The sequence below is a fragment of the Streptomyces sp. NPDC057950 genome (assembly GCF_042887295.1).
In the GTDB taxonomy this organism is placed as follows: Bacteria; Actinomycetota; Actinomycetes; order Streptomycetales; family Streptomycetaceae; genus Streptomyces; species Streptomyces kaempferi.
Window position 1 is genome coordinate 90,010 of the sequence record NZ_JBHVPP010000016.1, and the last position, 23,324, is coordinate 113,333.

Here is a 23,324-nt window from a genome sequence, read left to right on the forward strand (position 1 = left end):
GCCTGCGGGTTGATGAGGGTCGGAGTCGAATTGCGACTGATTGATAGACTCGGCGGTCATGAGAGCTGACGCCGCACGCAACCTTGCCGCGGTCCTGCGCACCGGGGCCCGCCTCCTCGCCGACGATCCGGGCACCTCGATCTCGGCCATCGCCGCCGCGGCGGGCGTGGACCGCACCACCGTCCACCGTCGTTTCGCCACCCGTGAAGCCCTGCTCGACGCCGTGTTCCAGGCGAAACTCGACTCCGCGGCACGAGTCCTCGACGAGGCCCGGCTGACGGAGGCGCCGGTGGCCGTCGCACTGCACCGCTACGTCGAGGGGATCATTCCGGTCAGCCGGGAGTGGCCCGTCGACACACGCCGCATGATGATGGCGGACCCGAAGGCCCGCGGCCGACGTGAGGAACAGAGCCGGCGGCTGGACGACTTCCTCCAGCGCGCGGCCGACGAAGGCTTTCTGCGCACCGACATCCCGGAGGCGTGGGTGAGGGGTGTCCTCGACGACCTGGTGGACAGCGCCGCTCACCGATTCCCCGACGTCGAACCTCCGCAAGCGGCGGACCTGGTCGTGGACATGTTCCTCAACGGGCTCGGCAGGCCCTGACGCCGCACCGGCCCACGCGTGAGGGATCTCGAGGAGTCGGGAGCACCACGGCCGGCGACGGGCTCGGCGGGACCGGCCTGTACCCCGAGCGCGACAAGGTGCCCTTGGGCTTCGCCGCCTGTCCGCCGCAGAGCCGGGCGAACCTGCCGGCGGTCACCCGACGGCCCGCGGCCACCACCGCGTTGTGCGCAGCCGTCACACCCGTCACCCCGCCCCGTCGATCCGCACCGCTCCATGACGCGCATGTGACGATCCATCAAGTCCCGAACCCCATCCCCTGTCGCTCCTCCGTGACTGAACGTACACTGACAAGTCATAGGACTTCGGGCGTGATTGACTGGGGGAGCCGTCATGTCCTGGGATCACAACGACATGCCTGGCACGTTCGCCGTACCGCCGATGCCCACCGCGCCGCCGCGCGCCCCGGCGGACGCCTCGCGCGCGGTCGCGGCGGCGCTGCTGAACCTGTCCGGGCTGGGCCTGGGGTACGCGCTGATGCGCCGTTGGGGCCTGACGGCCGTGTGCTGGGTCGCGACCGCGGTTCTGCTGCTGGTGGCCCTGCCCGCGGACCCCGACGGCGTGCCCGGCACGGCCGTCGTCCTCTACCTGGTTCTGCTCGGGCTGGCAGGCGTCCACGGAGCGATCCTGGGTCTGCGCACCCGCCTCGTGCGGCCGTCGCGCGCCTGGCTCGCGATCGTGCTCGGGGTCGTCCTCCTGGCCGTACCGGCGGGAGGCGTCGCCCTGTACGGCGACGCGCGGGACAGGGCGACGGAGGCGATGCTCATGGACCGGCTGGAGCGGGCGGACAAGCTGGTCCGGGCCTCCGGGCAGCAGTCGTTCACCACGGCGGAGTCCGACTACCGCCGGGCACTGGCCGCTTACCGGGGTCTGCGCAGCGACCACCCCGGCTCGAAGGCGGCCGACCGTGTGCCCGACCGGCTCAAGACCTTCTACGCCACGGTCGGTTCGCCCTACGCCCAGAAGAACTACTGTGACGCCATAGCGCCCTTGAAGTACCTCCGTACGGTCCCGGGAGCCATGGGCAAGAGGGAACTCGGAGCACTGTCCACCTGGCCCGACGACCGGCTGGCCACCTCGCTCTACGAGTGCGCGTCACAGGCCCTCGGTCACGGGGACGCGGACTGGACGACCCACTTCGGCGACCTCCTGTCGACCTTCCCGCGGTCCGCGCCGGCCGGGAAGGTGGAGCCCGCGGTGAGCGCCGAGGTCGACAGGACCGTGAAGCAGGTGGGCGGAAGCGACCCCTGCGCGGCCGTCGAACACCTCAGGAGCCTCGGCACCCAGGTCACCGCACTCCCGGGAGAGCAGGCGGGTGTCGCCGAGGCCCTCGGCAAGGACGCCGACCGGGCGGCGGCGAACGCGGACTCGGGTACGTACGACTGTGGCGTGCGTCAGTACAAGGACGGACGGTTCGCCGAGGCCGTCACCTCCATGAACGAGTTCGTCAAGAACGATCAGCATGCGAGGAACCGGGCCCGCGCACAGAAGATCGCCATCGCGGCGGAGATCGCCCAGACGGTTCCGGCGGCGGGCAGGCGGCTGCCGACGACGGCGTCAGGCGGCAGCATCGCCGTCACCGTCAAGAACGACAGCCCCGACGACATCACGGTGATGTACACCGGGCCCGTGACGGGCAGCTTCTCCCTCAAGGCATGCGGGAGTTGCACCACCTACTCCCTCACCAGCACGTTGCTGGCGGGGTTCACCCCCTGCCACGACAGCGGGAAGAACTATCCGCGGCGGACCATCCGGCTGCCCGTCGGCACCACGTACTTCGTCCACAAGTCCCGGACCGGCACCGGGAAGTCCCCCGCCTCGGACACCGCCAAACTGAGGCCCGGCTACATCTACACCGAGTGTGCCTACATGACGAGTCTCGGCTACTGACGACGGGGCACCGCTCGTGCGCGGGCGGCGCCCCGTCGGACCGGTGGGCCCGCGTGAGCCCCGTCCGTCACCGTTTCGGTCTCGGCCCCGCCAGGATCAGACTTTCGATGGCCTCGTAACGACGGCGTTCGCGGGCGGCTCTGCGGCGTCCGGAGAGCACGCTGCCGAGCCATCCGAAGGCGAATCCCAGGGGGACGGAGACCAGCCCCGTGGTGGTGAACGGGAACCAGTTGAAGTCCGCGTGCGGAAACGCGGACGTCGGTGAGCCGGACACGAGTCTGGTGCCCGGCATCAGCAGAAGGACCGAGAGGGTGCCGCCGATGAGCGTGCTCAACAGGCCGGCGCGCGTGAAGTTGCGCCAGAACAGGCTGTAGATCAGTGCCGGGGCGATCGCCGAGGCTCCCAGACAGAAGGAGAGGGTCGCGAGCGGCTGGAGGCTGCGGTGCTGGACCAGGGCGGCGAGTACGACGATCGGAGCCCCGACGACCACGGCGGAGACGCGGGCCAGCATCGTCTCGTGGTGCGGCGCCATGCCGGAGCCCCGGGTGGCGAACACGTCGTGGGCGAGGGAGTTGGCGCAGGCCAGTGTCATACCGGCCACCGAGGCGAGCAACGTCAGGAAGATCGCCGTGGTGACCGTGGTGAACACGAGGGTCTCCGCCCGCGACATGTCCGCACCGAACGCCGCCCGGGAGCTGAGCAGGTAAGCGGTGTGTCCCCACGGGTCGGCTTTCGCGATGCCCGCCCGGCCGATCAGCGCCGTCGCGCCGATGCCGATGACCGTGGCCACCGCGACGAACAGGGCCACCGACGACACCGCCCACGACATCGAACGCCGCACCTGACGCGCGCTCTTCGCCGTGTACATGCGCATGGTCACATGAGGGAGGCAGGCACCGCCCAGCACGATGGCCAACTGGGTGCTGAGCATGTCGAGGTGCGGATGCGGTCCGCCGGCGAACTCCAGCCCGCCGTGCAGGAACTGCTCCCGCGCACCACTGTGGTCGGCGGCCGCGCCGAACAGGGTCCCCGGGTTCCAGTGGAAGGTCCGCAGGATCAGTACCGCGACGGTCACTCCGGAACCGAGCAGCACGACCATCTTCAGGGTCTGGATCAGCGCGGTGCCCCGCATCCCGCCGATGGCCGCGTAGGTGATCATCAGCGCGCCCACCCCGACGATGCAGCCGGTCTTCATGGCACTGTCGGAGAAGCCGAGGATGAAGGCCAGGAGCTGTCCGGTGCTGGCGAGTTGGACGAGCATCATCGGTACCAGCGCCACGATGGTGACCGCGCACGCCGTGATGCGCACCGTGCGTCCGGGCATGCGCCGGGCGAGGGCGTCACCCATGGTGAACTTGCCCGTGTTCCGCAGGGGTTCGGCCAGCAGGAACATCAACAGCAGAAGGGAGAGCAGGGTACTGAGGGCCAGGACGACGCCGTCGTATCCGCAGAGCGCGATGACCCCGCCGATGGTGAACACGGTCGCGGCCGAGATGTAGTCGCCGGCGATGGCGAGGCCGTTGCGGACGGGGGACAGCGATCGGTAACCGGTGTAGAACTCCTCGAGGTCGTCGCTGTCGGGACCGGTCAGTACACACAGCAGGAGGGTCACGGAGACGGCGATGCAGAAGGCGACGAGGGACCAGGACCGTGCGGAGTCGCTGAAGTCCGTCATCGCTCGCTCTCCTGGTCGCCGCCGGCCCAGGGCGCCTGCCGGTTCACCCGGCGCGCCAGCGGGTCGACGTAGCGGCGAGCCGTGCGCTCGTACAGCGCCACGGCGAGCCAGGTGACGGGGAGTTGGGCGAGGGCGAGGACCAGGCCCGTCGGCAGACCGCCTGTCACGGGTCTCGCGATGATGTCGGGGCGGCCGACGGAGAGGGCGAGGAAGAGGGAGAAGTAACCGAGCGCCGCCAGTGTGGTGAGCCATCGCTGCCGGCGGTAGGCGCGGCGGAGGATTCGTAGGTCGCGGTGGTGTCCGGTCCAGGGGCGAGGCGGGGTGCCGCCGTGTAACGGTTCCCCGGAGGGAGCCGGGGGCGCGGGGTCGCGGGCGGGGGAGGAGTGCTGTCCGTGGTGCGGTCGGGCGGAGTTCGAAGCGGAGCTGTCGTAGGACATTCCGGGTCTCCTGGCGGGTTCGGTACCGACGGACATGGACCGCGCGAAGAGGTGGAGGGAGTTGCTCGGGTCCTCGCACGCTATTCGGCGGGCCGGGCAGTGCAAAGGGTTTTTCCTCAAGTGCCTGGTCGGGCACTGTCCGGGCCTCTGACCTCCTGTGTTACTGCTGTCATGGCTGTGACGGGCGGGGTGCGGGCTTCGAGTGAGGCACATGTGATCGGCGGCTTCCCGGTGCGGGGGTTGGTCGGTCGCGGGGGTGACGGCGGTGTCCTCGACGGGACACCGGTCGGCGGGGTCGGCGGTACGGAACGAACATTTCGCGGCACGCGGGGTATCGGCCGGCTCGGCCCGCCGCGCGGTCTCGGGAGGCGACGGCCGCTCAGGAGGCATCGGTCAGCCGGTGCAGAGGTGTGCCGTGCGCCCAGCTCCTGAGGCGCGGGCCGTCGATGAGGTGGATGTCGCCCTGCCGTCGCGCCCATTGGACGTCGCGGTGACTGAAGGTGCCGCGGTGCACTACGAGTCGCAGGGGAATGCTCGCCCGGCGCCCGGACCGCGCGGGTGCGTCCTCGTCGGGCAGGGGCTCGGCCACGGGGCGGAACGCCACCTCGATGCGGTGTCCCTGACCGTTGCGCGCGCGCACGTGTGGCCGGTCCCGCACCCTGGACGGCGGGAGCACGAACCAGCCGTCCCGGCGCAGCATCCGGGACACGGCCAGGGCGAGCCCCTCCGTGTCCAGTTCCGCGAGTTCCTCGGGTGTGTAGTGCCCCAGCCGCCGACGGGCCAGCGGACGGTGATGCCGGACCGCGAACGGGATGGTGACGGCGAGGAGCGTCAGCGCCCCGACGAGCACGCCGGCACCCAGGGCGCGGAAGGCCACGGCGAATCCCGCCACCACCCCGCACACGACCAGCACGACCACCACGAGCGCGGGCAGCACCTCACGGAGGCCGGGCCCGTAACGCCCTTGGTCGCGCAGTGCACGGATCGCCAGTCGTCGCCGCGTACGGCGTGACGGAATGCTCTCGGGCCCCTGTCCCCTCCATGCCACCCGGGTCGGCTCCTCCCACCCCGCGTGCACCGATGTGCCGGCGGTATGGCTACCCAGCTGAGACGGGCCGGTCGTACGGAGGGCGGGATCCGGCCACTAATCCGGCTGAAGTCTTTCGCCGCGCTTCACTCGCGAGCCACGACGGGCCCCGGGTACGCGAGGTGTCGGGCCCGCCGCGTCAACTCAGCCCCGCGGTGCCGGTAAGCCGGACGGGTGAGCTCACGGGGGCCGGTCGTGCGGTGACCGGTGTTCTCGGCCCGAGGAGGGGAAGACGCACCGCATGCAACTCGGGAACCCCCATGATGCCGGTGATCCGGCGGGCGAGGGGGCGCCCCGGTCGTTCTCGTAAGGAGTTCCCGTGACCACATACGTCATCACTGTCCCCGGCACCTTCGTCCACGGCATGTCCGACGGGGCCCGCTCCGACATCGAGCGCAGGCTTCGGCCCCAGGACCCGAAGAACACCGATCTGGGCGAGAACGAGGAGTTGAGCCTGCTCACCGTGGAGGAGGACGGGAGGTTCGCCGCCCGCGTCGAGGTCGAGGCCGCGGACCGCTCCAGCGCCGAGCACGAGGCCGTACGACTGGTGTCCGGGGCGCTGCGCGACAGCGGGCTCGCCGAGGACGACGCGATGCTGGGGGCGGCGGTCGTGACCGGCATCGACACCGGTATCGACCGCGAACTCTGAGGCGCGGCGCCCGGGAGGGCGGACTCCGTTCCTCCTCCCCGGCCGCGTTCACCGCACCGCGTCCCCACGACATCTCCGCCGAGGACCAAGGAGGTTGCCCCCGAGCGGCCCGCGAACCGCGGGCCCTCCGGGGCGGTGAACACCGCGGACGTCCGGCATGCCGTGCCGCGCTTTCCACGTCCGCGTGCGCCCATGGCATGATCACAGTCGCTTTTGCCGGAAGTCGCTGTGCCGTGCGGGGAGTCGCGTCCCAAGGACCACGGCGCAACTGGTAAATGACCCGCCCGAGAACGGGGTACAGGTATACGTGGTGCCCAGCACCGACGTGCACCCCGCCTCCCCTAACCGAAGGACTGCCGGTCTTGGACCTCGCGTACCCCGAAACACCCGCTGCACGCCGCCCGGGACGGACGTGGATCATCCGGGTCTCCGGCCACAGCGACCGTACCGCCTCCGTGTCGTGCTCGTCGTCGTGCGCAATGCCGCCCCGCTCCCGCGACCTGACGGCACTTCGCCGTTTCGCCGAAGCCCACGCGGCGGCACACGCCCGCGCCGCAACCGTGCGTCCCGACGCGGCCTGCGCCTGCCGCCAGACACAGTGCGCTGCCCACGAGGGCACGCACACGCACTGCGCGGGCGGCGTGGTCCTGGTTCTGCGTCACGACCCCGCGGTCGGGCAGGTCTGGACCCTGCTCGAGGTCTGCACCGCGTGCGCCCCCCTGATGACACTCTCCCGCGTGGTGGGCCGCGTGCTGCCGCGCACCCGCGAGGCCCCCGTGCCGGCCGCCGCCGCGCCGGCGCACGCCGAGCCGGCGACGTCACCAGCGGTGCCCGGCGGCTTCAGCGCCCCCTCCGGACCGGGCTTCAACAGCGCGGACGCTCCTCCCGCGCCGTCGCGTCGCCGCTCCGGCGTCCGCGGGCGCCCGCAGCCACGACAGGGCCGACGGGACCAGGGCGGGTTTCCGGGCTGAGAGAGCGGGCCGGAGTCTCACCGCTCCGGTTCGGCACGCGGGTGCAGGCGCACCCGGCATCGCCCGCACACCCGGTGGCCACCCGTGCCCAACGGCTCCCGGCCCCGAGCGGCCAGGTGCCGGCCCACCGGCCCCGGGCCCGCCGGGGCGGCACCGTCGGCCCTGTTCTTCAGGCCGTGCGGCCTGCCCGGTTTCACGGACCGGCCGGTGCGGTCGGAGGGCGTCACGCGGGCGACGAGGTCGTACCACTCGTCGCTCACCGCGTCACCCCACAAGGGCGCCGTGCGAGCCTGCGGGGGGTCACACGGCATGGGCACGGTGCGACTCGTGCCGGCTCGTTCGGCGACGAGCCGACCGGGCCGGACGTTCCAGCGGCCGTCTCGCAGGGTCAGGGAGACCGTGGACAGGGGTGGCACCTCGAAGTGCCAGAAGGCTGTCGCGGGCGCGGACAGCGCGTGGACGAGCGCGGCCCGGACGACGGCCGGTTCGGTGATGACCAGAGCCTGGTCCATGAACGGCGGCACGGTGCCCATCCAGTGCGCGACGCGGCGGCAGAGCTGTCGTACGGACTCGCCTCCGTGCGGTGTGGCATCCGGGTCCGTGAGCCGACTGGCGTAACCGTAGGGGTCGTGTTCGACGACCTCACGGACGGTGCGGCCACGCCAGGCGCCGTAGTCGACATCGCGCAGTGCGGGCTCGGGCGTGGCGTCCAGTCCGAGCGCGTCGGCGGTCAGCGCGCAGCGGACCGACGGCGCCCGGACGACCGAGGAGTACGGAGGGAGCGTCGCGCAGACGGCACGCGCCTCACCCAGGCCGTGCTCGCTCAGGGGGCCGTCACCGAAGACCGCGCTCCCGCTGGTGCCCCCGGCTGCCGCGCACATGAACGTCAGGCGGACCGACATCGGCGTACCTCCTAGCTGGCCCGGCTCGGGTGCCGGATGGTGTGAGTTCGCCGCCGACCGCGGGTGCCGTCGGGAGGCCGTGCCGCGTCAGGGGGTTCCGGCCGTCCACCGAGGGACCGGCGCCGGGACCCATGTGGACCGCGAACACGCCCAGCACCGCCGGGCGGCGGGCCAGGCCCAGAACGGGCGCCGCCCCGGGCGGTACGGCCTCCGACACGTCGCGCGTCATACGCTCCAGGGTCGAAGACGCCGCGCGCGGCAGACATCCGGCAGGTGTCCGGAACCGCCCCGCCGACTGGCTGGCGCACTCCCCGCCGCCTGACCGTATCCGGTGTCGGACAGCCTCGGGGCGCGTCCGGCATGGTACGAATCGGACAGTGGTCCGACGGCGAGTGGAGCACCTGTGATCCGCGTATTGGTGGTCGACGACGAGGCCATGATCCGTACGGGTTTTCAGCACATCCTCGACGCGGCACACGACATCGAGGTCGCGGCCGCGGTCCCCGGCGGCCAGGCCCTCCGCACGGCCCAGGACACGCACCCTGACGTCGTACTCCTCGACATCCGGATGCCTGACGTCGACGGCCTCACCGTCCTCTCCGGCCTCCGTCGGCTGCCGCACCCCCCGGTGGTGGCCATGCTCACGACCTTCGACATGGACGAATACGTGGCGACGGCGCTGCGCTCGGGCGCGGCGGGCTTCCTGCTCAAGGACACCGACCCCGAGGAGCTCCCGTTCCTGGTCCGGACGCTGGCCGCCGGCGGCACCGTCCTGTCGTCCAAGGTCACCCGGACGGTCGTGGACGGGTACCTGAGCGCGGGCCCCCGGGAAACCGCCGCCCACAGCCTCGCCCGGCTGACCGACCGCGAACGGGCGGTGCTCGTCCTCATCGCCGAGGGGCTGTCCAACGTCGACATCGGCACGCGGATGCACCTCAGTACCGGCACGGTCAAGGACCACGTGAGCGCGATCCTCGGCAAGCTGGAGGTGGACGGACGGGTCCAGGCCGCCCTGCTCGCCGAACGGGCCGGCCTTCTCAAGGAGCCGCGGGGCGAGGAGGGGGGATGAACCTCCGCCGGCTGCGCGCACCGCTGATGCTGGACGCCGCCCTCGTTGCCGCGTCGCTCCTCGACGTCTGGGTCAAGGTCCACATCGACGAGCCGCTCCGGCTGTCCTGTGCCCTGGTCGCCGCCTTCTCCCTCTTTCTGAGACGTCGCCGACCGCTGCTCACCTTTCTGCTCACGCTGCCCGCGGTCCTGGTCTCCGACGCCGTCTTCGCCGCGCTGGCCGCGCTGTACACACTCGCCTCGTTCACCCGGCACCGCGCCATGCTCGCCTTCTGTGTCACGGTGTTCACGATCTGTGACATGACCAGATGGCCGTCACTGAGCTACGACTTCGCGAAGACGGCCACCGTGATCACCTTGGGGTACACCGCGGCGACGGCGGCCGCTCCCGTCTTCCTCGGGCAGCTCGTCCAGGCCCGGCGGGACCTGTCGCGGCAGCTCGCCGAGATCTCCGAGGCGCGCGACCACAAGCGGCTGCTGACCGCGCAGAGCGTGCTGGCCAAGGAACGCGCACAGCTCGCCCGGGAGATGCACGACGTGGTGTCCCACCAGGTCAGTCTGATCGCGGTACGGGCCGGAGCACTTCAGGTCGGTACCCAGGACGCCGAGGTCAAGGACGCGGCCGCCACCATCCGGCGGCTGAGCGTCCAGACACTGGACGAGCTGCGGCACATGGTCAGCGTCCTGCGTGCCTCCGGGGGGCGCCCCACGGAGCTGACACCGCAGCCGTCCCTGGCGGATCTGCATCGGCTGGTCGACAACAGCGGTATCGAGACCGAGCTGCGCACCGACGTGCCCGACGACCTGCCGGCCACCGTGCAGCGAGCCATCTACCGCACGGTCCAGGAAGCGCTGACCAACGCACGCAAGCACGCCCCCGGAACCACCGCGACGGTTCACATCTGCCACCACGACGGCGCCGTGCGTGCCACGGTCACCAACACCGCACCGACCCACCCCCCGCTCCCGCTTCCGAGTGCGCACCACGGACTGGTCGGTCTGCGGCAGCGCGCGGCACTCCTCGGCGGCACCGTCACCGCCGGCCCCACCGCGGACGGCGGCTACGAACTGCGACTGGAGCTCCCGGCCGAGACCCGGCCGTGAGGGCCCCGGCGGTCCGGGGGCCCGCCGACCGTGCTCTCCCCGTGTTTGCGGCTGAATATTTGCGGGGACTCGGCGCTTAGGGGGTCAAGCTTCCCCGACCGGAGGAAAAGATGATCATCCTCGGAGTTATTCTGCTCGTCATCGGCCTCGTGGCAGGCATCGGCATCCTATGGACCATCGGGGTCATCCTGGTGATCATCGGAGCCGTTCTGTGGATCCTGGGAGGCATCGGACACGCGGTCGGCGGCCGACGGCACTACTGGTGACGGCGCGCTCCCGCGCGGCGCGTCGCCGAGCGGGTCGACGCTCCTGGTGAAGGGCGAGGACGAGATCTGAGAGGCGCCGGCGCCTCTCAGATCTCGTCCTCCAGCCGAATGACGTTCCTGAGGTCTTCGTGGGCCTTTCCCGGGCTGCCTTCCTGTGCCTCGAGCAGGGCGGCGGCGATGGCGTCCAGCTTGCGCTGGACAGCGCGGTCCGCCCGGAGTTCCGAGTTCTTCAGCAGGGCGAGGAGCATGAGGGTCACGGCGGTCATGGATTCGCCGGCGAAGAGCAGCCAGGTCAGTTCGACGCCCACGATGTGGAGCACGACGGTAAGGGAGACCAGCGCGAGGCAGAACGCGAAGAAGACCGGTGAACTGGTGAATTTCGACGCGGACTCGGCGAACCGTTCGAACTTTCCGCGTTCGTCGCCGCCGCGGTCCGCGGGGTGCTCGATGGTCATCATCCTCTGTGCTCTCCGTCGCGGGGTTTAGATCCTCCGTCCCCCAGGGCCGGCCGTCCAGGCAGGGGGCGTCATGTCCCCGGCGGGGCGGGGTGTCGTGCGCGCTCCCGCACGACAGCCCTGACGTCCGCCGGACGCAGCGGTGGCGTCGGAGGCCACCCGCCCTCAGTGCTTGGCCCGCCTGCGAATTCGGTCCGCGGCCTTTCCGGTCATCTCATGGGCCTTGCCCCGCAACTGTTCGTTACGGCCCCTCCGCTGCATGGATTTGTCTCCCAGGGCCTTGCCCAGGGTCTCCCGCATCCTGCCCGTGAGCTGTTTCGTCCTGGCGTTTCCCTTGATCATCACGATCGCCCTCTTCTCGAATCGCCGACGCGTGCGTTCCCGTAGGGACGGCGCACCTTTCTTCACCGTGTGGCCGCTGGGCGGGTGACGCAAACCGGCATCGCGCCGGCGGTTCAGCGAGCGCCCGCGGGTCCGGCTTCGCTGATGCGTACCACGCTTCGCGGGCCGCCGCTCCCCGCTGTGAAGCCTCGCCGCCACGGGGATGGGGGCGACGAGGCTCCCCTGGCCGTGTGCCCCGGCCGACGCCGTCCATTCCGCGTGCTTCCCGCCCCGGCGCACGGACCGGCCGGTTGACCCGCCACCGACTGGCTGACGGCCCCGCACGCCCACGTCCGCCGGAACCGGACCGGACGCGGCGGTGCCCCTGTCCCGCCGCCGGTGTGCGGTGGGACAGGGGCACCCTTGTACTGGTCGGTCAGGGCTGCGCGGTGAGCGTGAAGCTCTGCGCGGACGAGCCGTCGCAGGTGCGCTGGGTGAGCTGCACGCTGTTCGTCGCGGCGCTCGCCGCCGTCAGGCACTTGCCGCTGTGCCGGGCGCTGAAGTGGTAGCGCCCGGTGCTCTCCTTGACGGGCAGCCATTGCTGGTTCTGCCCACCCCCGTAACTCCACAGCTGTAGTGGGGCGTTGTCGGCGGTCGAGACGTCGGTCACGTCGATGACCTGCTGCGGGTTGCCGCGGATGCCTGCCTGCCGGTAGCCGCCGTCGGTCGAGCGGAACTGGAACTGCTGTGCCTGCGTGCCGTTGCAGGCGTACTGCTGGATCGCGGTCCCGTTCGCCGTGGCGGCCGCGCGTGCGTCCACACACGTGCCGTTCCCGGCGTTGGTCAGCGAGTACCAGGCCGTCTCGGAGATCGAGTCCGCCGGCGGGGTCGTGTTGTCCGCCCCGCCCAGCCACTTCAGGCCGTCCAGCACGAACCGGTTCTGCGTCTCACTCGCGAAGGTCGACGACAGACGGGTGTTTGTCGAGTAGTCCATCGCGTTGTGACCGAAGTTCGCGTACAGCATCTTGTACTTGGAGTTGGTCCACAAAATCGGGTAATAGCCGCTGTACCAGCTCTGGTTGGGATCCGTGCCCAGCGGGAAGCTGCTGGGATCGACGGACGCCAGGATCTTGATGTCCGGGTTCTTCCGCAGGTCGTTGGACCAGCTGTACCACTCGCTGACCGCCGAGGTGAACGTGGCGGGCAGGTTCTTGGTGGCCGGGTGCGTACGGTCCTCGACCTTGAGGACCGCCGTGGTCGGGCCCCAGGTGTTCGACTGGAAGTTCCCGCTGCCGAGGAACTGGTTGTGGTACCACGGCCAGTCCGAGGCACTGGTGGTGAAGGCCGACACATGGAAGCCCATCCAGGCGCCGCCGTTGCGCATGTACTGCTCGAAGCCGGTCCGTTGGGCCGACGTCTGCGGCAGGTCGTCCAGGAACAGCACGACTTGGTAGGCGTTGACGCCGCCGTTGCCGAGCAGGTCCCAGTTGGTGCTGGCCGTGTAGGTGAAGCCGTTGGCGGCGGCCTGCCTGGGGAACCAGTCGTTCGCCTCCTTCTCGAAGTCGATGTGCGCCGCGTCCCAGGTGCCGCTGTAGAGCGCCAGCACCTTGAACGGGGTAGCCGTCGTGCTGGCCTGCGCGGCGGGCGGTGCCGCCACGGCGAGCAGCGTCGCCAGCAGCAGCAGGACCCGCAGGACCGCGCGTGTCGGTCCGGATCTGTTGGTGTGCATCGGGTGATCAGTCCCCTCTGAGCGGGTCACGGGTAGCTGACGAGGTTGGCGACGTTGCCGGCGGAGTTGGACGGGCCGCCCCGGTCGTTGACGACGTGCCGGATCGTGCCCGTGCCGCCCAGGGAGACCGTCACCATGTCCTTGAACTTCACGTTCGCGTTGTTCGGCGCCTCGATGGCGTGCTCGGCGGCGACGGAGGAGTTGACGTTGAAGTAGCAGTAGCTGCCGAATCCGTACACCTGGTGACTCGTCACCGAGTTCGCCACCTTGTAGGCGGCGTAGCCCTGTGTGGAGCCGTTCATCCAGGCGGCCTGGTTGGGCGGGTCGTACGGCATCTCGTTCTGGTAGAAGTACGTGCGGCCGCCGTTGCCGTTCCAGAGGGTCTGGTACTTCTGGTAGTGCTCGACGAACAGGCCGTACATCGTCACGTCGTCGCCGTTGACGACGAGGCCGGTGTCGGCGGTGTTGCTGGTCCAGCCCACACCGCTGCCGTGGTCGGCGCGCCACAGCCACAGGTGGTCGCCGATGACGTCGTCACTGTTGATGGTCAGGCTGGTGGTGGCCTTGCCGACGCCCGCACCGCCGATGCGGAAGAAGACGTCGTGCAGAGAACTGGGGTCGGCGCTGTGGTCGGCGGAGGAGCCGCTCGGACCCATCTCCACGAGCTGGGCGGAGTTGGTGGTCCCGGCGTCGATCAGCAGACCCGCGAGCTGGATCCCGTCCACGTCCGCGACCGTCATCGCCGTGATGCCGTTGTCGGGGATGAGCGTGGCCAGGCCGAGACCCAGGACGACGGTGTCGGGCCGGGTCACCTTCAGCGTCTGGTCGAGGTGGTAGACCCCGGGCGTCACCAGCAGGTTCTTGCCCTGGGCGAGCGCGTCGTTCATCTGGGCGGCCGTCGCGCCCGGCTTCACGACGAAGAAGTCGGAGAGGGGCAGGGACGCGCCCGCCGGGGTACCCGCGCTCCACGTGGTGCCGCTGGTGTTGGTGCGTACGGAGGGCACGAACACCTTCCAGGCGCCCGCGGAGTCGACGTAGAGGAAGGGCTTCTCACGGGTGACCGGCGCCTGGGCGACCGTGGTGTAGGGCGGGTTGGGGAAGCTGTTGGCGGGGGCGTTCTTGGACCCGACGAAGACCATGTTCCAGTTGGAGCCGGTCCAGCTGCCCCATTCGGTGTTCCGTGACAGCCACTGCTGCTGCGAGCCCGAGTTGACCTGGCCGTCGATCTTCGTGTCGGCCATGTAGCCGCCGCTGGACCAACCGCCGTCGTCCAGGGCGAGGTTGCCGCGCAGATGCATCCGTCGGTACGGGGCGGCCTGCGACACCGCCCAGCGGTCCGAGCCGCCCGTCGGAGTCACCGACAGGTTCTCCGCCGAGCGCCAGAAGTTCTGGGTGGCGTTGCCCTGGAACCAGTCGGCCTCGGCGTGCACCGCGCCGCGGATGTTGACGTCGTCGGGGGAGAGGCCGAGGCCGGCGACCTGGGTGTAGAAGCCGACGTTGGCGTTGGCGTCGTAGGTGCCCGGCTTGAAGAGGAATGCCTTGCGGGCGGTGCCGAACTGGTTGGTCTCCTGCTGCGAGAACGCCGAGTTGAGGCTGCTTTGGATCGTGGCCGCGGGCGTCGACGGATCGAAGACGGTGACGTTCGGGCCGAGGTCCGGGGTGCCGGGGGGCGGTGTCGCGTCGACGGGATTGACGAAGAACGACTGGGCCGCGGTGCCGTTGCACGTGTACTGCTGGAGCTGCACGCTGTCCGCGGTGGACGCGCTGGGCACGTCCAGGCACTTGCCGCTGTTGCGGTTGACGAAGTGGTAGGAGCCGCCGGAGTCCGCCACGGCCTGCCACTGCTGGTTGTTGCCGCCGCTGTACGTCCACAGCTGCACCGGGGCGCTGTCCGCCGTCGAGACATCGGTGACGTCCCACGCCTTGGTGGCGTCGGCGCGGTTGTCGACCTGGGAGTATCCGCCGGACGTGGCCGCGAGCTGCCACTGCTGGGCCTGGCTGCTGTTGCACGCGTACTGCTGGACCGCGGTGCCGTTCGCCGTCGCGGCCGCGCGCGCGTCGACGCACTTTCCGCTGGCCGCGTTGACGACCGTGGCCCAGCCGGTGGGCAGCGCGGCGGCCGCGGCGGTCGCCTCGTTCTGCGTGGCGGCCGCCAGGCCCGAGACGGTGGTCGCCACGAGGGCGACCGCGGTGAGCGCTTTCGGTATCCGGCGACGGCCGGAAGGTCTTGTAGATCGGAACACGGGGCTCTCCTGCGCTGGTGGGGGTGGGGGGAAGGTCAGCCGGTGTACTTCGCGAGGACGCGCGTGTAGTCCCAGTCCTGCTGGCCCACCCCGGAGCAGCTGTCGGCGACGCCGCTCGTGCAGGGGCGGTCGCGGTTGACCGACCAGAAGGTCAGCCGCGCCAGGTGGTGCTGCTGGGCGTAGCCGAGGATGGTCTGGAAGTCGGCGACGGTGACCGTCTCGTTCTGGTCGGTGATCCCGTTCATGGAGGAGATGCCCATGTCCCGGTACGCCTGGTCGTCGCTGTAGCCGTAGGCGTTCTTGAGTGCCGTCTTGAGGCCCTCGGCGGCCCGCTGGGTGAGCGTGCCCATGTTCTGGCCGGCGCCGCCGAAGTCGAACGGCATGATCGTCCAGCTGTCCACGGTCAGGCCGGACGACGCGGCCCGGTTGATGAGTCCCGTGTCGGGGCCGTTCTGCCCGGTTCCGATGGTGACGTACACCTTGATGCCCGGGTTGTTGGCCTTGACGGTCTTGAGCGCGTCCACGGTGCGCTGTTGGACCGTCGTGTTGCTGTAGGCGTCGGCCTCGATGTCGATGTCGATGGCCTTGAGTCCGTACGCGTTGATGACCTTCTGGTACGCCCCCGCCAGTTCCCCGGCACTGGAGCAGGAACTCTCCAGCTTGTTGCCGCTGTAGCCGCCGAACGACGGGATGATGTCACCGCCGCCCGCGCGTACGGTGTTGACCGTCTGCTGGTCGACGCCACCGGTCAGGGCGCGGCCGCCGTCCCACTGCGGGTTGCAGTAGCCGTTGCTGAGCACGAAGGCCAGCGTGAACCACTTGACGCCGGTGGCGTTCATGACGGTGGTGGGGTTCGGCGGGCTGCCCCAGCCGTTGTAGAGGTACGGGGCGACGGCCATCGGCGCGGTGGGATTCGTGCCGCCGCCGCCCGCGGCGGGCGTGGTCCACTTCTGGTTGGCGCCGCCCGTACAGGTCCAGATCTGTATCGGGGCACCGTTCGCCGAGGTGTTGCCCGTGACGTCGGCGCACTTGTCGGCCTGCGGATTGACGATGTCACGGGCCGCGGAGACCGTCCACCTCTGGTTCGCGCCGCCGGAGCAGTCCCACAGCTGGAGCCTGGCCCCGTCCGCGGTCGAGTTGCCGGTGATGTCGAGGCACTTGCCGAGGGCCCGTAGCGTTCCGTCGGAGCCGACCGTCCACTGCTGGGCGGCGGTCCCGTTGCAGTCGTAGAGCTGTACGGCCGTTCCGTTCGCGGAGTTCGCCCCGGCCACGTCGAGGCACTTGCCCGCGAGACCCGTGATCGTTCCGGTGGCCGCGGAGGCGGGTGTCGCGGTCAGGGCACCGGCCGGGAGCGCGAGCAGTGAGGTGGTGAGCGCGGCGCGCAACACGGTTGAGCGCGTGCGGCGTTGGCTGGTCATCAGGGGGGATCACAGCCCTTCAGGTGAGGCTGATGGTGGGGGAGTGTTCACGTTCCTGAACGATGGGTGCATTCATGGAGCCGTGGTGATCGGGAACCTAAAGGTCTGAACCAAAGTCGTCAAGAGATGAAGCAAAGGAGTCTGTGAATTGGGCGCGGAGCGCAAGGAGTTGAACGGGGCGGGGCCCGCTGCCGGGGAGTCGAGGATCCGGCCGCGCGATACCCGGTGCGGTCGCGATTCTGAACGCCCATTGATCGCCTATGCGTTCGAGCCTGGAATCGTCGGCCGCATCTCCCGGAGCTTCGTTCGGGACGCCGCGATCGCGGACGGAGTGGGCCGACCCTGCCTGCCGGTGGCGGGAGGCGGGAGCTCGCAGGTGGGGGCCGGGCGGCATCACCGATCGGATCCGACAGGGTGCGGTGGGAGCGCTTGCGCGCTGTTCACGTGTGCGGTGTTTTCTCGAACGGTCGTCCTCTTTTGCCGTCTTTCGGGTGGCGCACGACTGGCCCAATGAACGTAACGATTCTGCGCTCCCGTTGCTGAGCTGGCCTTTTCCGGTCGATCGGCATCATTGGTTCTTTCGTTCGAATCTCGTCGCGTGGCGAGGTGATCTTGATCCGATCTACAGTCATGCCGCTCGTTCAAGATCACTCCCCACCGAGGCGTGTGTGACTCACCAATTTCCTTGCACCGAAGCTTCTTTGGCGATCCCGCTGCCGGTCCCGCCCACCGAGGCCGCCCGGTGACGACGGCCGTCCTCGAGGGCATCGCCGGATTCGTTCCGCCGCGTACGGTGGCCAACGCCGAGCTGCCCGTCGCCTGGTGTGTCGACGACGCCTGGGTGCGCAGACGCAGTGGCATCGGTGAGCGACGTCGGGTCGCGCCCGGTGTCGCCACGGGCCATCTCGCCCTGGAGGCCGCTCGCAAGGCGTTGTCCGTCGCGGGCCTTCCGCCGGTCGACGCCGTCATCGTCGCTACGTCCACTCCCGACCGGCCCATGCCGGCCACGGCACCCTGGCTGGCCACCCGGCTCGGGCTGGGCGGGGCGGCCGCGTGGGACGTATCCGCCGCGTGCAGCGGATTCGTCTACGGTCTCGCCACGGCCTCCGGTGTCCTGGCGTCCGGGTGTGCCGACCGGGTCCTCCTGGTGGCCGCCGAGGTGTACTCGACCCTGATCGATCCGCAGGACCGTTCCGCCGGAATCGTGTTCGCGGACGGTGCGGCGGCGGCCGTACTACGCGGGGGCGGCAAGGGCGAGCCGGGCAGCGTCGTCGCGTTCGACCTCGGCAGCGACGGCTCGGAGGACACCCTGATCCAGGTGCCCGGCGGCGGAGCGCTGGAGCGTGCCCGCCCCGACGACTACCGGCCGGAGGACCGCTACTTCCGTATGCGCGGACGCGAGGTGTTCCAGCACGCGGTCACCCGGATGGCACAGTCCGCGCGGACCGTGCTCAAGCACGCGGGCTGGTCGGCCGCGGACGTGGACCGGTTCTGCGCCCATCAGGCCAACGCCCGGATCCTTTCCGCCGTCGGAGCCCGCATCCCCGTACCGGCTCACCGGCACGTCACCAACATCGAGCGGGTGGGGAACACGGGCGCCGCCTCCATTCCGCTGGCCCTGGCCGACGCCGCGGCCCGGGGTGAACTGCGCGGCGGGCAGCGCGTACTGCTGACCGCCTTCGGAGCCGGACTGACCTGGGGATCGGCCGCGCTGCTGTGGCCGGAGCTCCCGGCCGTGCCCCAACTCGACGGCGTCATCACGCCGGTGGCGGTCCCCGCCGCTCCGGCCGTCTGACCCTCGGTCTTCCCCGAGGCCCCCTGCCCACCTTCCCCCCTCGTCACCTTCCGTGTCGTCACCGTCAGTTGTGTCGAAAGGACCGTCCATGTCCCCCGTCCAGACCGCCGTCACCACCGTACTGACCGAGAAGTTCGAGGTCAGCCCCGAGAGCATCCGCCCCGAGGCCACCCTTGAGAGCCTCGACCTCGACTCGCTCGCACTCGCCGAACTCGCCCTGGCGCTCCAGGAGCGACTGGGCGTCCCCGTGGAGGAGGACGAGGCGGCCAAGCACAGCACCGTCGGTGGGCTCGTCGCCGCGCTGAACGCCAAGCGACCCCAGCAGGGCGTCTCGTGACGTCACGTCAGCCCGTGGTCTCGATCACCGGCCTGGGGTTGATCACTCCGGCCGGTGTCGGCCGGGAGACGACCTGGGAGGGGATCCTGCGCGGTCGTTCCGCCGCCGCGACGGACCCCGAACTCAAGGACTGCCCCGCCGACTTCTCCTGCCGCATCCCGGCCATGACTCCGGATCAGGCCCGCATCGGCGGCGGCAAGGCCTGGCGCATGGGCCACTTCAGCCGGCTCGCCGTGCTCGCCGCGCGCGAGGCGGTCGCCGACGCCGGCCTCGACCCCACCCGATGGGACGGTACCCGCGTCGCCGTCGTGATCGGTTCCGGGCTCGCCGGAGCGGCGCACCTGGAGGAGCAGACCCTCCGCCACCACCAAGGCGGCCCCGAGCTGGTCTCCCCCGCGCTGGTACCCATGCTGATCCCGAACATGGCAGCCGGAGAGGTGCTGCTGGACCTCGGCGCCCATGGGCCCTCCCTGGCCACGGAGACGGCGTGCGCGTCCGGCGCCAGCGCAGTGGCCACGGCGCGCCAGCTGCTCCTGGCCGGCCTGTGCGACGTCGCGGTCGCGGGTGGCGCGGAGGCGGCCGTCACCCCCGTGATCACCTCCGGCTTCCAGCGGATGGGCGCGCTCTCGGCCCGTACCGGCGACCCCGGAGCGGCGTCGCGGCCCTTCGCGGCGGACCGGGACGGCTTCGTGATCGCCGAGGGCGCCGCCGTACTCGTACTGGAACGGGAGGCGGACGCACGGGCCCGCGGCCGGCGCGCCTACGCACGGCTCGCGGGAGTCGGCCTCTCCTCCGACGCCCACCATCCAACCGCCCCGGCCCCCGGCGGAGTTCACGCCGAGGTGGCGCTGCGGGCGGCGCTCGCCGAAGCGGACCTGCGCGCGGCCGACGTCGATCATGTCAACGCGCACGGCACCTCCACGCCCCTCAACGACCTGACCGAGGCCGAACTGATCGGTCGGGTGCTTCCCCACCGGCCCAGCGTGACCGCGCCCAAGGGAGTGCTCGGACACAGCCTCGGCGCCGCCGGCGCGATCGAGGCGGCGCTCACGGCCCTGACCATCCACCGGTCCACCGTGCCGCCGATCGCCAACCTCACGGCCGACAACCTCCCCTTCGACCTGGACTGCGTGACGGACCGGCCGCGCACCCAGCGCGTCCGCGCCGCCGTGAGCCAGTCCTTCGGGTTCGGCGGGCACAACGTCGTGCTGCTCCTCACCGAGGACTGACGTGCCGCCCTTCAGCGAGGACCGAACCGAGGACTGAACCCATGACCGTTCACAGCAGTATCGTTCACGCGACCGTGCACATCCCCGAGGGACGGCAGAGCGTGGCCGCGGTCGAGGACCGCTTCCGCGAGGGCAGTCCCGCCGTCACGCTGTCCCGCGGAGTGCTCCAGCGCATGTACGGGCTGGCCGAGCGCACCGTGGCCCCCGACCACGACCAGCCCTCCGACCTGGCGGTCCACGCGGCGCGGCGCCTGCTCGCGGACACCGGCACCGATCCGGCCGATGTCGACCTGCTCCTCTACGCGGGCATCCTCGCCGACATGGAGGAGCCCGCCACGGCCCATGTCGTCGCCGACAAGCTGGGCCTCGGGTGTCCCGTGCTCGACCTCAAGAACGCCTGCAACGGCGTCCTCAACGCCCTGGAGGTCGCCGACGCGTTCATCCGGGGCGGCCGGTACCGCAGGGTGCTGGTGACCACCGCGGAGGTCAGCACCCGCGAAAGCCGCTGGGAGGTCGACGACCCGGCGGACATCCTGAGCGCGCTGCCCAGCCTCAGCACCGGCGACATGGGCTCCGCCCTGCTGGTGGAAGCGAGCGGCCGGCCCGGCATCGTCGGTTCGCGCTTCTTCGCCAACTCCTGGGGCTGGCGCGCGGCGACGCTGCCCAACCCCTACGCGCAGCACCGCAGGCTCGGCCATCTGCGCATCGACTCACAGCAGTTGGTGGACTCCTTCGAGGGACTGCCCGACAAGGTGCGCGGAGCGCTGAAGGAGATCGGCGTCGAGAGCGACGACCTGGACCTCGTCTGTGTGCACCAGCCGTCGGTGCCGTTCACCCGGGTCGTCTGTGGCTGGGTGGGCGTGGACCCGGCCCGCATCCTGGCCACCTTCCCGGCCCACGGCAACGTGGCGACCAACACCATCCCGCTCCAGCTGGCCACCGCCCTGGGGAACGGGCGACTGCGACGCGGGGACCTGGTGGGCATGTTCGGCTTCGCGAGCGGGGCCAGCGCGGGAGTCGTCGTCTGCAGGTGGTGAGCCGCTGTCGCCCCCGGGAACACCCCCCCGTCCGACTCCGTACGCATCCGAAAGGCACCCTCATGACCTCATCACCCGCATCCGTCCGGGTGGCCGGCCCTCCCCGTATTCCCCCGCTCCCGCCGTCCGAGTGGCCCGCGTCGCTCCGGTCCCTCCTGGCCGACTCCCACAAGGACGGTGCCGGGCGGGTCAACCTCTTCGGTACCCTCGCCCACCACCCCGTCCTGGCCCACGCCTGGCTGTCCCTCGCCCGTGTGCTCACCCATGAAGGAACGCTCGGTGACCGCCGGCGCGAGCTGATCGTCCTGCGCACCGCCCACCGGCTCCGCGGGACCTTCGTCCACGAGCGCCACCGCACGCCGGCGACCGAGGCCGGGCTGACGGCGGAGGAGATCCGAGCCACGGCTGCGGCCCCGGACGCCCACCCATGGACGGACGAGGAGCGCGCACTTCTGGAGACCTGCGACCTGCTCGCCGCCAACTCCACGCTGCCCGACGGCCTGTGGCAGCGCCTTGCCCGCGAACTGGACCCGGAGCAACTGATCGAACTGCTGGTCCTCGCCGGCCAGACCGCGGCCATGTCCACCACCCTCGGCGTCCTGCGCACCCCCTGCGACGACGCCGGGACGGGAGGCCCGCACCTCACCGTGCGCCTGGACAGGGAACGCTGCCGCGGCGCCGGACGGTGCGCCGGATCCGCGCCCGAGGTGTTCGAGCGGAGCGACACGGACGGGCGCGTCACCCTCCTCGTACCGGAGCCCGGTCAGAAGTACGCCGACGATGTGCGCCTTGCCGCGGACCGGTGCCCCAGCCGTGCCATCACCCTCATGGACGCCACGTGACCCCCCACCAGGAGACGACCCGGCTCATGACCGTCACCGCGCCCGCTCCCTTGCTGAACCTCCCCGGCTCCTACGGCACTTGTCCGTTCGATCCACCCCCCGCGTACACGGCCGCCGCGCAGGACGCCGCCGTCACCCGAGCCGTACTGCCGGACGGCACGGCGTGCTGGCTCGTCACCGGCTACGAGGAGGTACGCGCCGTGCTGGCCGACCCCCGCTTCAGTGCCGACGCGCGCACCCCCGGCTTCCCGTTCCTCTCCGCGGGTCAGCGCGAACTGGCGACCGCGAGGCCCAGCTTCATCCGCATGGACGACCCCGAACACGCTCGTCTGCGACGCATGGTCACCAAGGACTTCCTGGTCAAGCGCGTCGAGGAACTCCGCCCCGGAATCCAGGACATCGTCGACAGGGCCGTGGACCACATGACGGACGGACGCACCTCGGCCGACCTCGTGGCCGACTTCGCCCTTCCGATCCCGTCGCTGGCCATCTGCCTGATGCTGGGAGTGCCCTACGAGGACCACGATCTGTTCCAGTCGCTCAGCCGCACCCTGCTCGACAACCGCACGACCCCCCAGCGGGCCGCCCGGACGCATGCCCGACTCATGGACTATCTGGCCGAGTTGGCCGAACACAAGCGTCGTCACCCGGCGGACGACATTCTCAGCCGACTGGTGGCACGCGACGACCTGACTCCTCAGGAGACGGCGTCACTCGGGTTCCTGCTGCTGGTCACCGGACACGAGAGCACCGCGAACATGGCGGCCATCAGCGTGCTCGCGCTGCTGCGCGACCCCGCGCAGACGGCACTCCTGCGCGACGATCCGCAACTCGTCCGCGGAGCCGTCGAGGAGCTCCTGCGCCACCTCACCATCATCCATCTCGGCCTGGGCCGCGCGGCGACGCGCTCCGTCGAGGTCGGCGGGGTCACCATCCCGGCGGGCGACGGCGTGATCTGCATGCTGTCCACCGCAAACCGAGACCCGTCGCTCTTCGAGACGGAGGGCGGCACCTGTCCCTCCGACTTGGACGTCACGCGGGACGCGCGGCGCCATGTGGCCTTCGGTCACGGAATCCACCAGTGCCTGGGCCAGACCCTGGCCAGGGTCGAGCTTCAGATCATCCTCGCCACCTTGCTGCGCCGCCTGCCCGGTCTGCGCCTGGCGACACCGCCGGACCAGCTCGTCTACCACCAGGACGCCATCGTGTACGGCCTTCGCGCCCTGCCGGTGACCTGGTAGCCGTGA

22 protein-coding genes are annotated in these 23,324 nt (G+C 70.7%); 13 read left to right on the plus strand and 9 right to left on the minus strand.

Going from position 1 to position 23,324, the window contains the following annotated elements:
• Positions 1-58 precede the first annotated feature (58 nt).
• Both ACFVTC_RS25625 and ACFVTC_RS25630 read left to right on the plus strand, forming a co-directional pair.
• Positions 59-604, plus strand: coding sequence for a TetR/AcrR family transcriptional regulator (locus tag ACFVTC_RS25625; RefSeq protein WP_390130688.1), 546 nt, complete (start codon positions 59-61; stop codon positions 602-604).
• Between the two features lie 351 nt (positions 605-955).
• A complete protein-coding gene (locus ACFVTC_RS25630) occupies positions 956-2,512 on the plus strand; it encodes a hypothetical protein (protein WP_390130690.1) in 1,557 nt (518 codons plus the stop codon).
• A gap of 67 nt (positions 2,513-2,579) precedes the next feature.
• Here the strand turns inward: ACFVTC_RS25630 and ACFVTC_RS25635 are convergent, their stop codons facing one another.
• The 3 genes from ACFVTC_RS25635 to ACFVTC_RS25645 all read right to left on the minus strand — a co-directional run bounded on the left by ACFVTC_RS25635 (position 2,580) and on the right by ACFVTC_RS25645 (position 5,672).
• Positions 2,580-4,187, minus strand: a complete 1,608-nt coding sequence (locus ACFVTC_RS25635; RefSeq protein ID WP_390130692.1) for a cation acetate symporter — start codon at positions 4,185-4,187, stop codon at positions 2,580-2,582.
• Positions 4,184-4,624 carry a DUF485 domain-containing protein gene (locus ACFVTC_RS25640; RefSeq protein WP_390130694.1) on the minus strand — a complete coding sequence of 147 codons (441 nt, stop codon included), beginning with the start codon at positions 4,622-4,624 and terminating at the stop codon, positions 4,184-4,186. Before ACFVTC_RS25640 ends, ACFVTC_RS25635 begins: the two co-directional genes overlap by 4 nt.
• Positions 4,625-5,003: 379 nt before the next feature.
• Positions 5,004-5,672, minus strand: coding sequence for a hypothetical protein (locus tag ACFVTC_RS25645; protein ID WP_390130695.1), 669 nt, complete (start codon positions 5,670-5,672; stop codon positions 5,004-5,006).
• A gap of 358 nt (positions 5,673-6,030) precedes the next feature.
• Here ACFVTC_RS25645 and ACFVTC_RS25650 point away from each other — a divergent pair, with 358 nt between their 5' ends.
• Positions 6,031-6,360: a hypothetical protein gene (locus ACFVTC_RS25650; RefSeq protein WP_168525960.1), complete on the plus strand. Its 330-nt coding sequence runs from the start codon at positions 6,031-6,033 to the stop codon at positions 6,358-6,360.
• 479 nt (positions 6,361-6,839) lie between these two features.
• Positions 6,840-7,331 (plus strand): hypothetical protein, encoded by a 492-nt coding sequence (locus ACFVTC_RS25655; protein WP_390130697.1) that lies wholly within the window; start codon positions 6,840-6,842, stop codon positions 7,329-7,331.
• A 17-nt stretch (positions 7,332-7,348) separates the two neighbouring features.
• On the opposite strand, the gene ACFVTC_RS25660 is transcribed toward ACFVTC_RS25655, so the two are convergent.
• Positions 7,349-8,233, minus strand: coding sequence for a histidine phosphatase family protein (locus ACFVTC_RS25660; protein WP_390130699.1), 885 nt, complete (start codon positions 8,231-8,233; stop codon positions 7,349-7,351).
• Positions 8,234-8,636: 403 nt separating this feature from the next.
• Between ACFVTC_RS25660 and ACFVTC_RS25665 the strand changes: the two genes are divergently transcribed.
• From ACFVTC_RS25665 to ACFVTC_RS25675, 3 genes are all read left to right on the plus strand, one after another.
• A complete protein-coding gene (locus tag ACFVTC_RS25665) occupies positions 8,637-9,302 on the plus strand; it encodes a response regulator (protein WP_390130700.1) in 666 nt (221 codons plus the stop codon).
• A complete protein-coding gene (locus tag ACFVTC_RS25670; RefSeq protein ID WP_390130702.1) occupies positions 9,299-10,405 on the plus strand; it encodes a sensor histidine kinase in 1,107 nt (368 codons plus the stop codon). The genes ACFVTC_RS25665 and ACFVTC_RS25670 overlap by 4 nt, the downstream gene beginning before the upstream one ends.
• Before the next feature lie 110 nt (positions 10,406-10,515).
• The gene (locus ACFVTC_RS25675; protein ID WP_390130704.1) at positions 10,516-10,671 is read left to right on the plus strand and encodes a DUF6131 family protein; all 156 of its coding nucleotides are present in this window, start codon (positions 10,516-10,518) and stop codon (positions 10,669-10,671) included.
• Between the two features lie 86 nt (positions 10,672-10,757).
• On the opposite strand, the gene ACFVTC_RS25680 is transcribed toward ACFVTC_RS25675, so the two are convergent.
• The 5 genes from ACFVTC_RS25680 to ACFVTC_RS25700 form a co-directional block, all read right to left on the minus strand.
• On the minus strand, positions 10,758-11,129 hold the full coding sequence (locus ACFVTC_RS25680; RefSeq protein WP_390130705.1) for a low affinity iron permease family protein: 372 nt from the start codon (positions 11,127-11,129) through the stop codon (positions 10,758-10,760).
• A 162-nt stretch (positions 11,130-11,291) separates the two neighbouring features.
• Positions 11,292-11,468 carry a CsbD family protein gene (locus ACFVTC_RS25685; protein WP_390130895.1) on the minus strand — a complete coding sequence of 59 codons (177 nt, stop codon included), beginning with the start codon at positions 11,466-11,468 and terminating at the stop codon, positions 11,292-11,294.
• Positions 11,469-11,883: 415 nt separating this feature from the next.
• The gene (locus tag ACFVTC_RS25690; RefSeq protein WP_390130706.1) at positions 11,884-13,176 is read right to left on the minus strand and encodes an RICIN domain-containing protein; all 1,293 of its coding nucleotides are present in this window, start codon (positions 13,174-13,176) and stop codon (positions 11,884-11,886) included.
• A gap of 26 nt (positions 13,177-13,202) precedes the next feature.
• A complete protein-coding gene (locus tag ACFVTC_RS25695) occupies positions 13,203-15,419 on the minus strand; it encodes an RICIN domain-containing protein (RefSeq protein ID WP_390130707.1) in 2,217 nt (738 codons plus the stop codon).
• Between the two features lie 35 nt (positions 15,420-15,454).
• Positions 15,455-16,837, minus strand: a complete 1,383-nt coding sequence (locus tag ACFVTC_RS25700; protein ID WP_390130709.1) for a lectin — start codon at positions 16,835-16,837, stop codon at positions 15,455-15,457.
• A 742-nt stretch (positions 16,838-17,579) separates the two neighbouring features.
• On the opposite strand from ACFVTC_RS25700, the gene ACFVTC_RS25705 reads away from it, so the two are divergent.
• From ACFVTC_RS25705 to ACFVTC_RS25730, 6 genes are all read left to right on the plus strand, one after another.
• Positions 17,580-18,632, plus strand: a complete 1,053-nt coding sequence (locus ACFVTC_RS25705) for a beta-ketoacyl-ACP synthase III (RefSeq protein WP_390130711.1) — start codon at positions 17,580-17,582, stop codon at positions 18,630-18,632.
• An 88-nt stretch (positions 18,633-18,720) separates the two neighbouring features.
• The gene (locus ACFVTC_RS25710) at positions 18,721-18,969 is read left to right on the plus strand and encodes an acyl carrier protein (protein WP_390130713.1); all 249 of its coding nucleotides are present in this window, start codon (positions 18,721-18,723) and stop codon (positions 18,967-18,969) included.
• Positions 18,966-20,198 (plus strand): beta-ketoacyl-[acyl-carrier-protein] synthase family protein, encoded by a 1,233-nt coding sequence (locus ACFVTC_RS25715; protein WP_390130715.1) that lies wholly within the window; start codon positions 18,966-18,968, stop codon positions 20,196-20,198. The genes ACFVTC_RS25710 and ACFVTC_RS25715 overlap by 4 nt, the downstream gene beginning before the upstream one ends.
• Before the next feature lie 41 nt (positions 20,199-20,239).
• Entirely contained in the window at positions 20,240-21,235 is a 996-nt protein-coding gene (locus ACFVTC_RS25720; RefSeq protein WP_390130717.1) for a 3-oxoacyl-ACP synthase III family protein, read from the plus strand.
• Between the two features lie 62 nt (positions 21,236-21,297).
• The gene (locus ACFVTC_RS25725; RefSeq protein WP_390130719.1) at positions 21,298-22,077 is read left to right on the plus strand and encodes a ferredoxin; all 780 of its coding nucleotides are present in this window, start codon (positions 21,298-21,300) and stop codon (positions 22,075-22,077) included.
• A 26-nt stretch (positions 22,078-22,103) separates the two neighbouring features.
• On the plus strand, positions 22,104-23,318 hold the full coding sequence (locus ACFVTC_RS25730; protein ID WP_390130897.1) for a cytochrome P450: 1,215 nt from the start codon (positions 22,104-22,106) through the stop codon (positions 23,316-23,318).
• Positions 23,319-23,324: the final 6 nt, after the last annotated feature.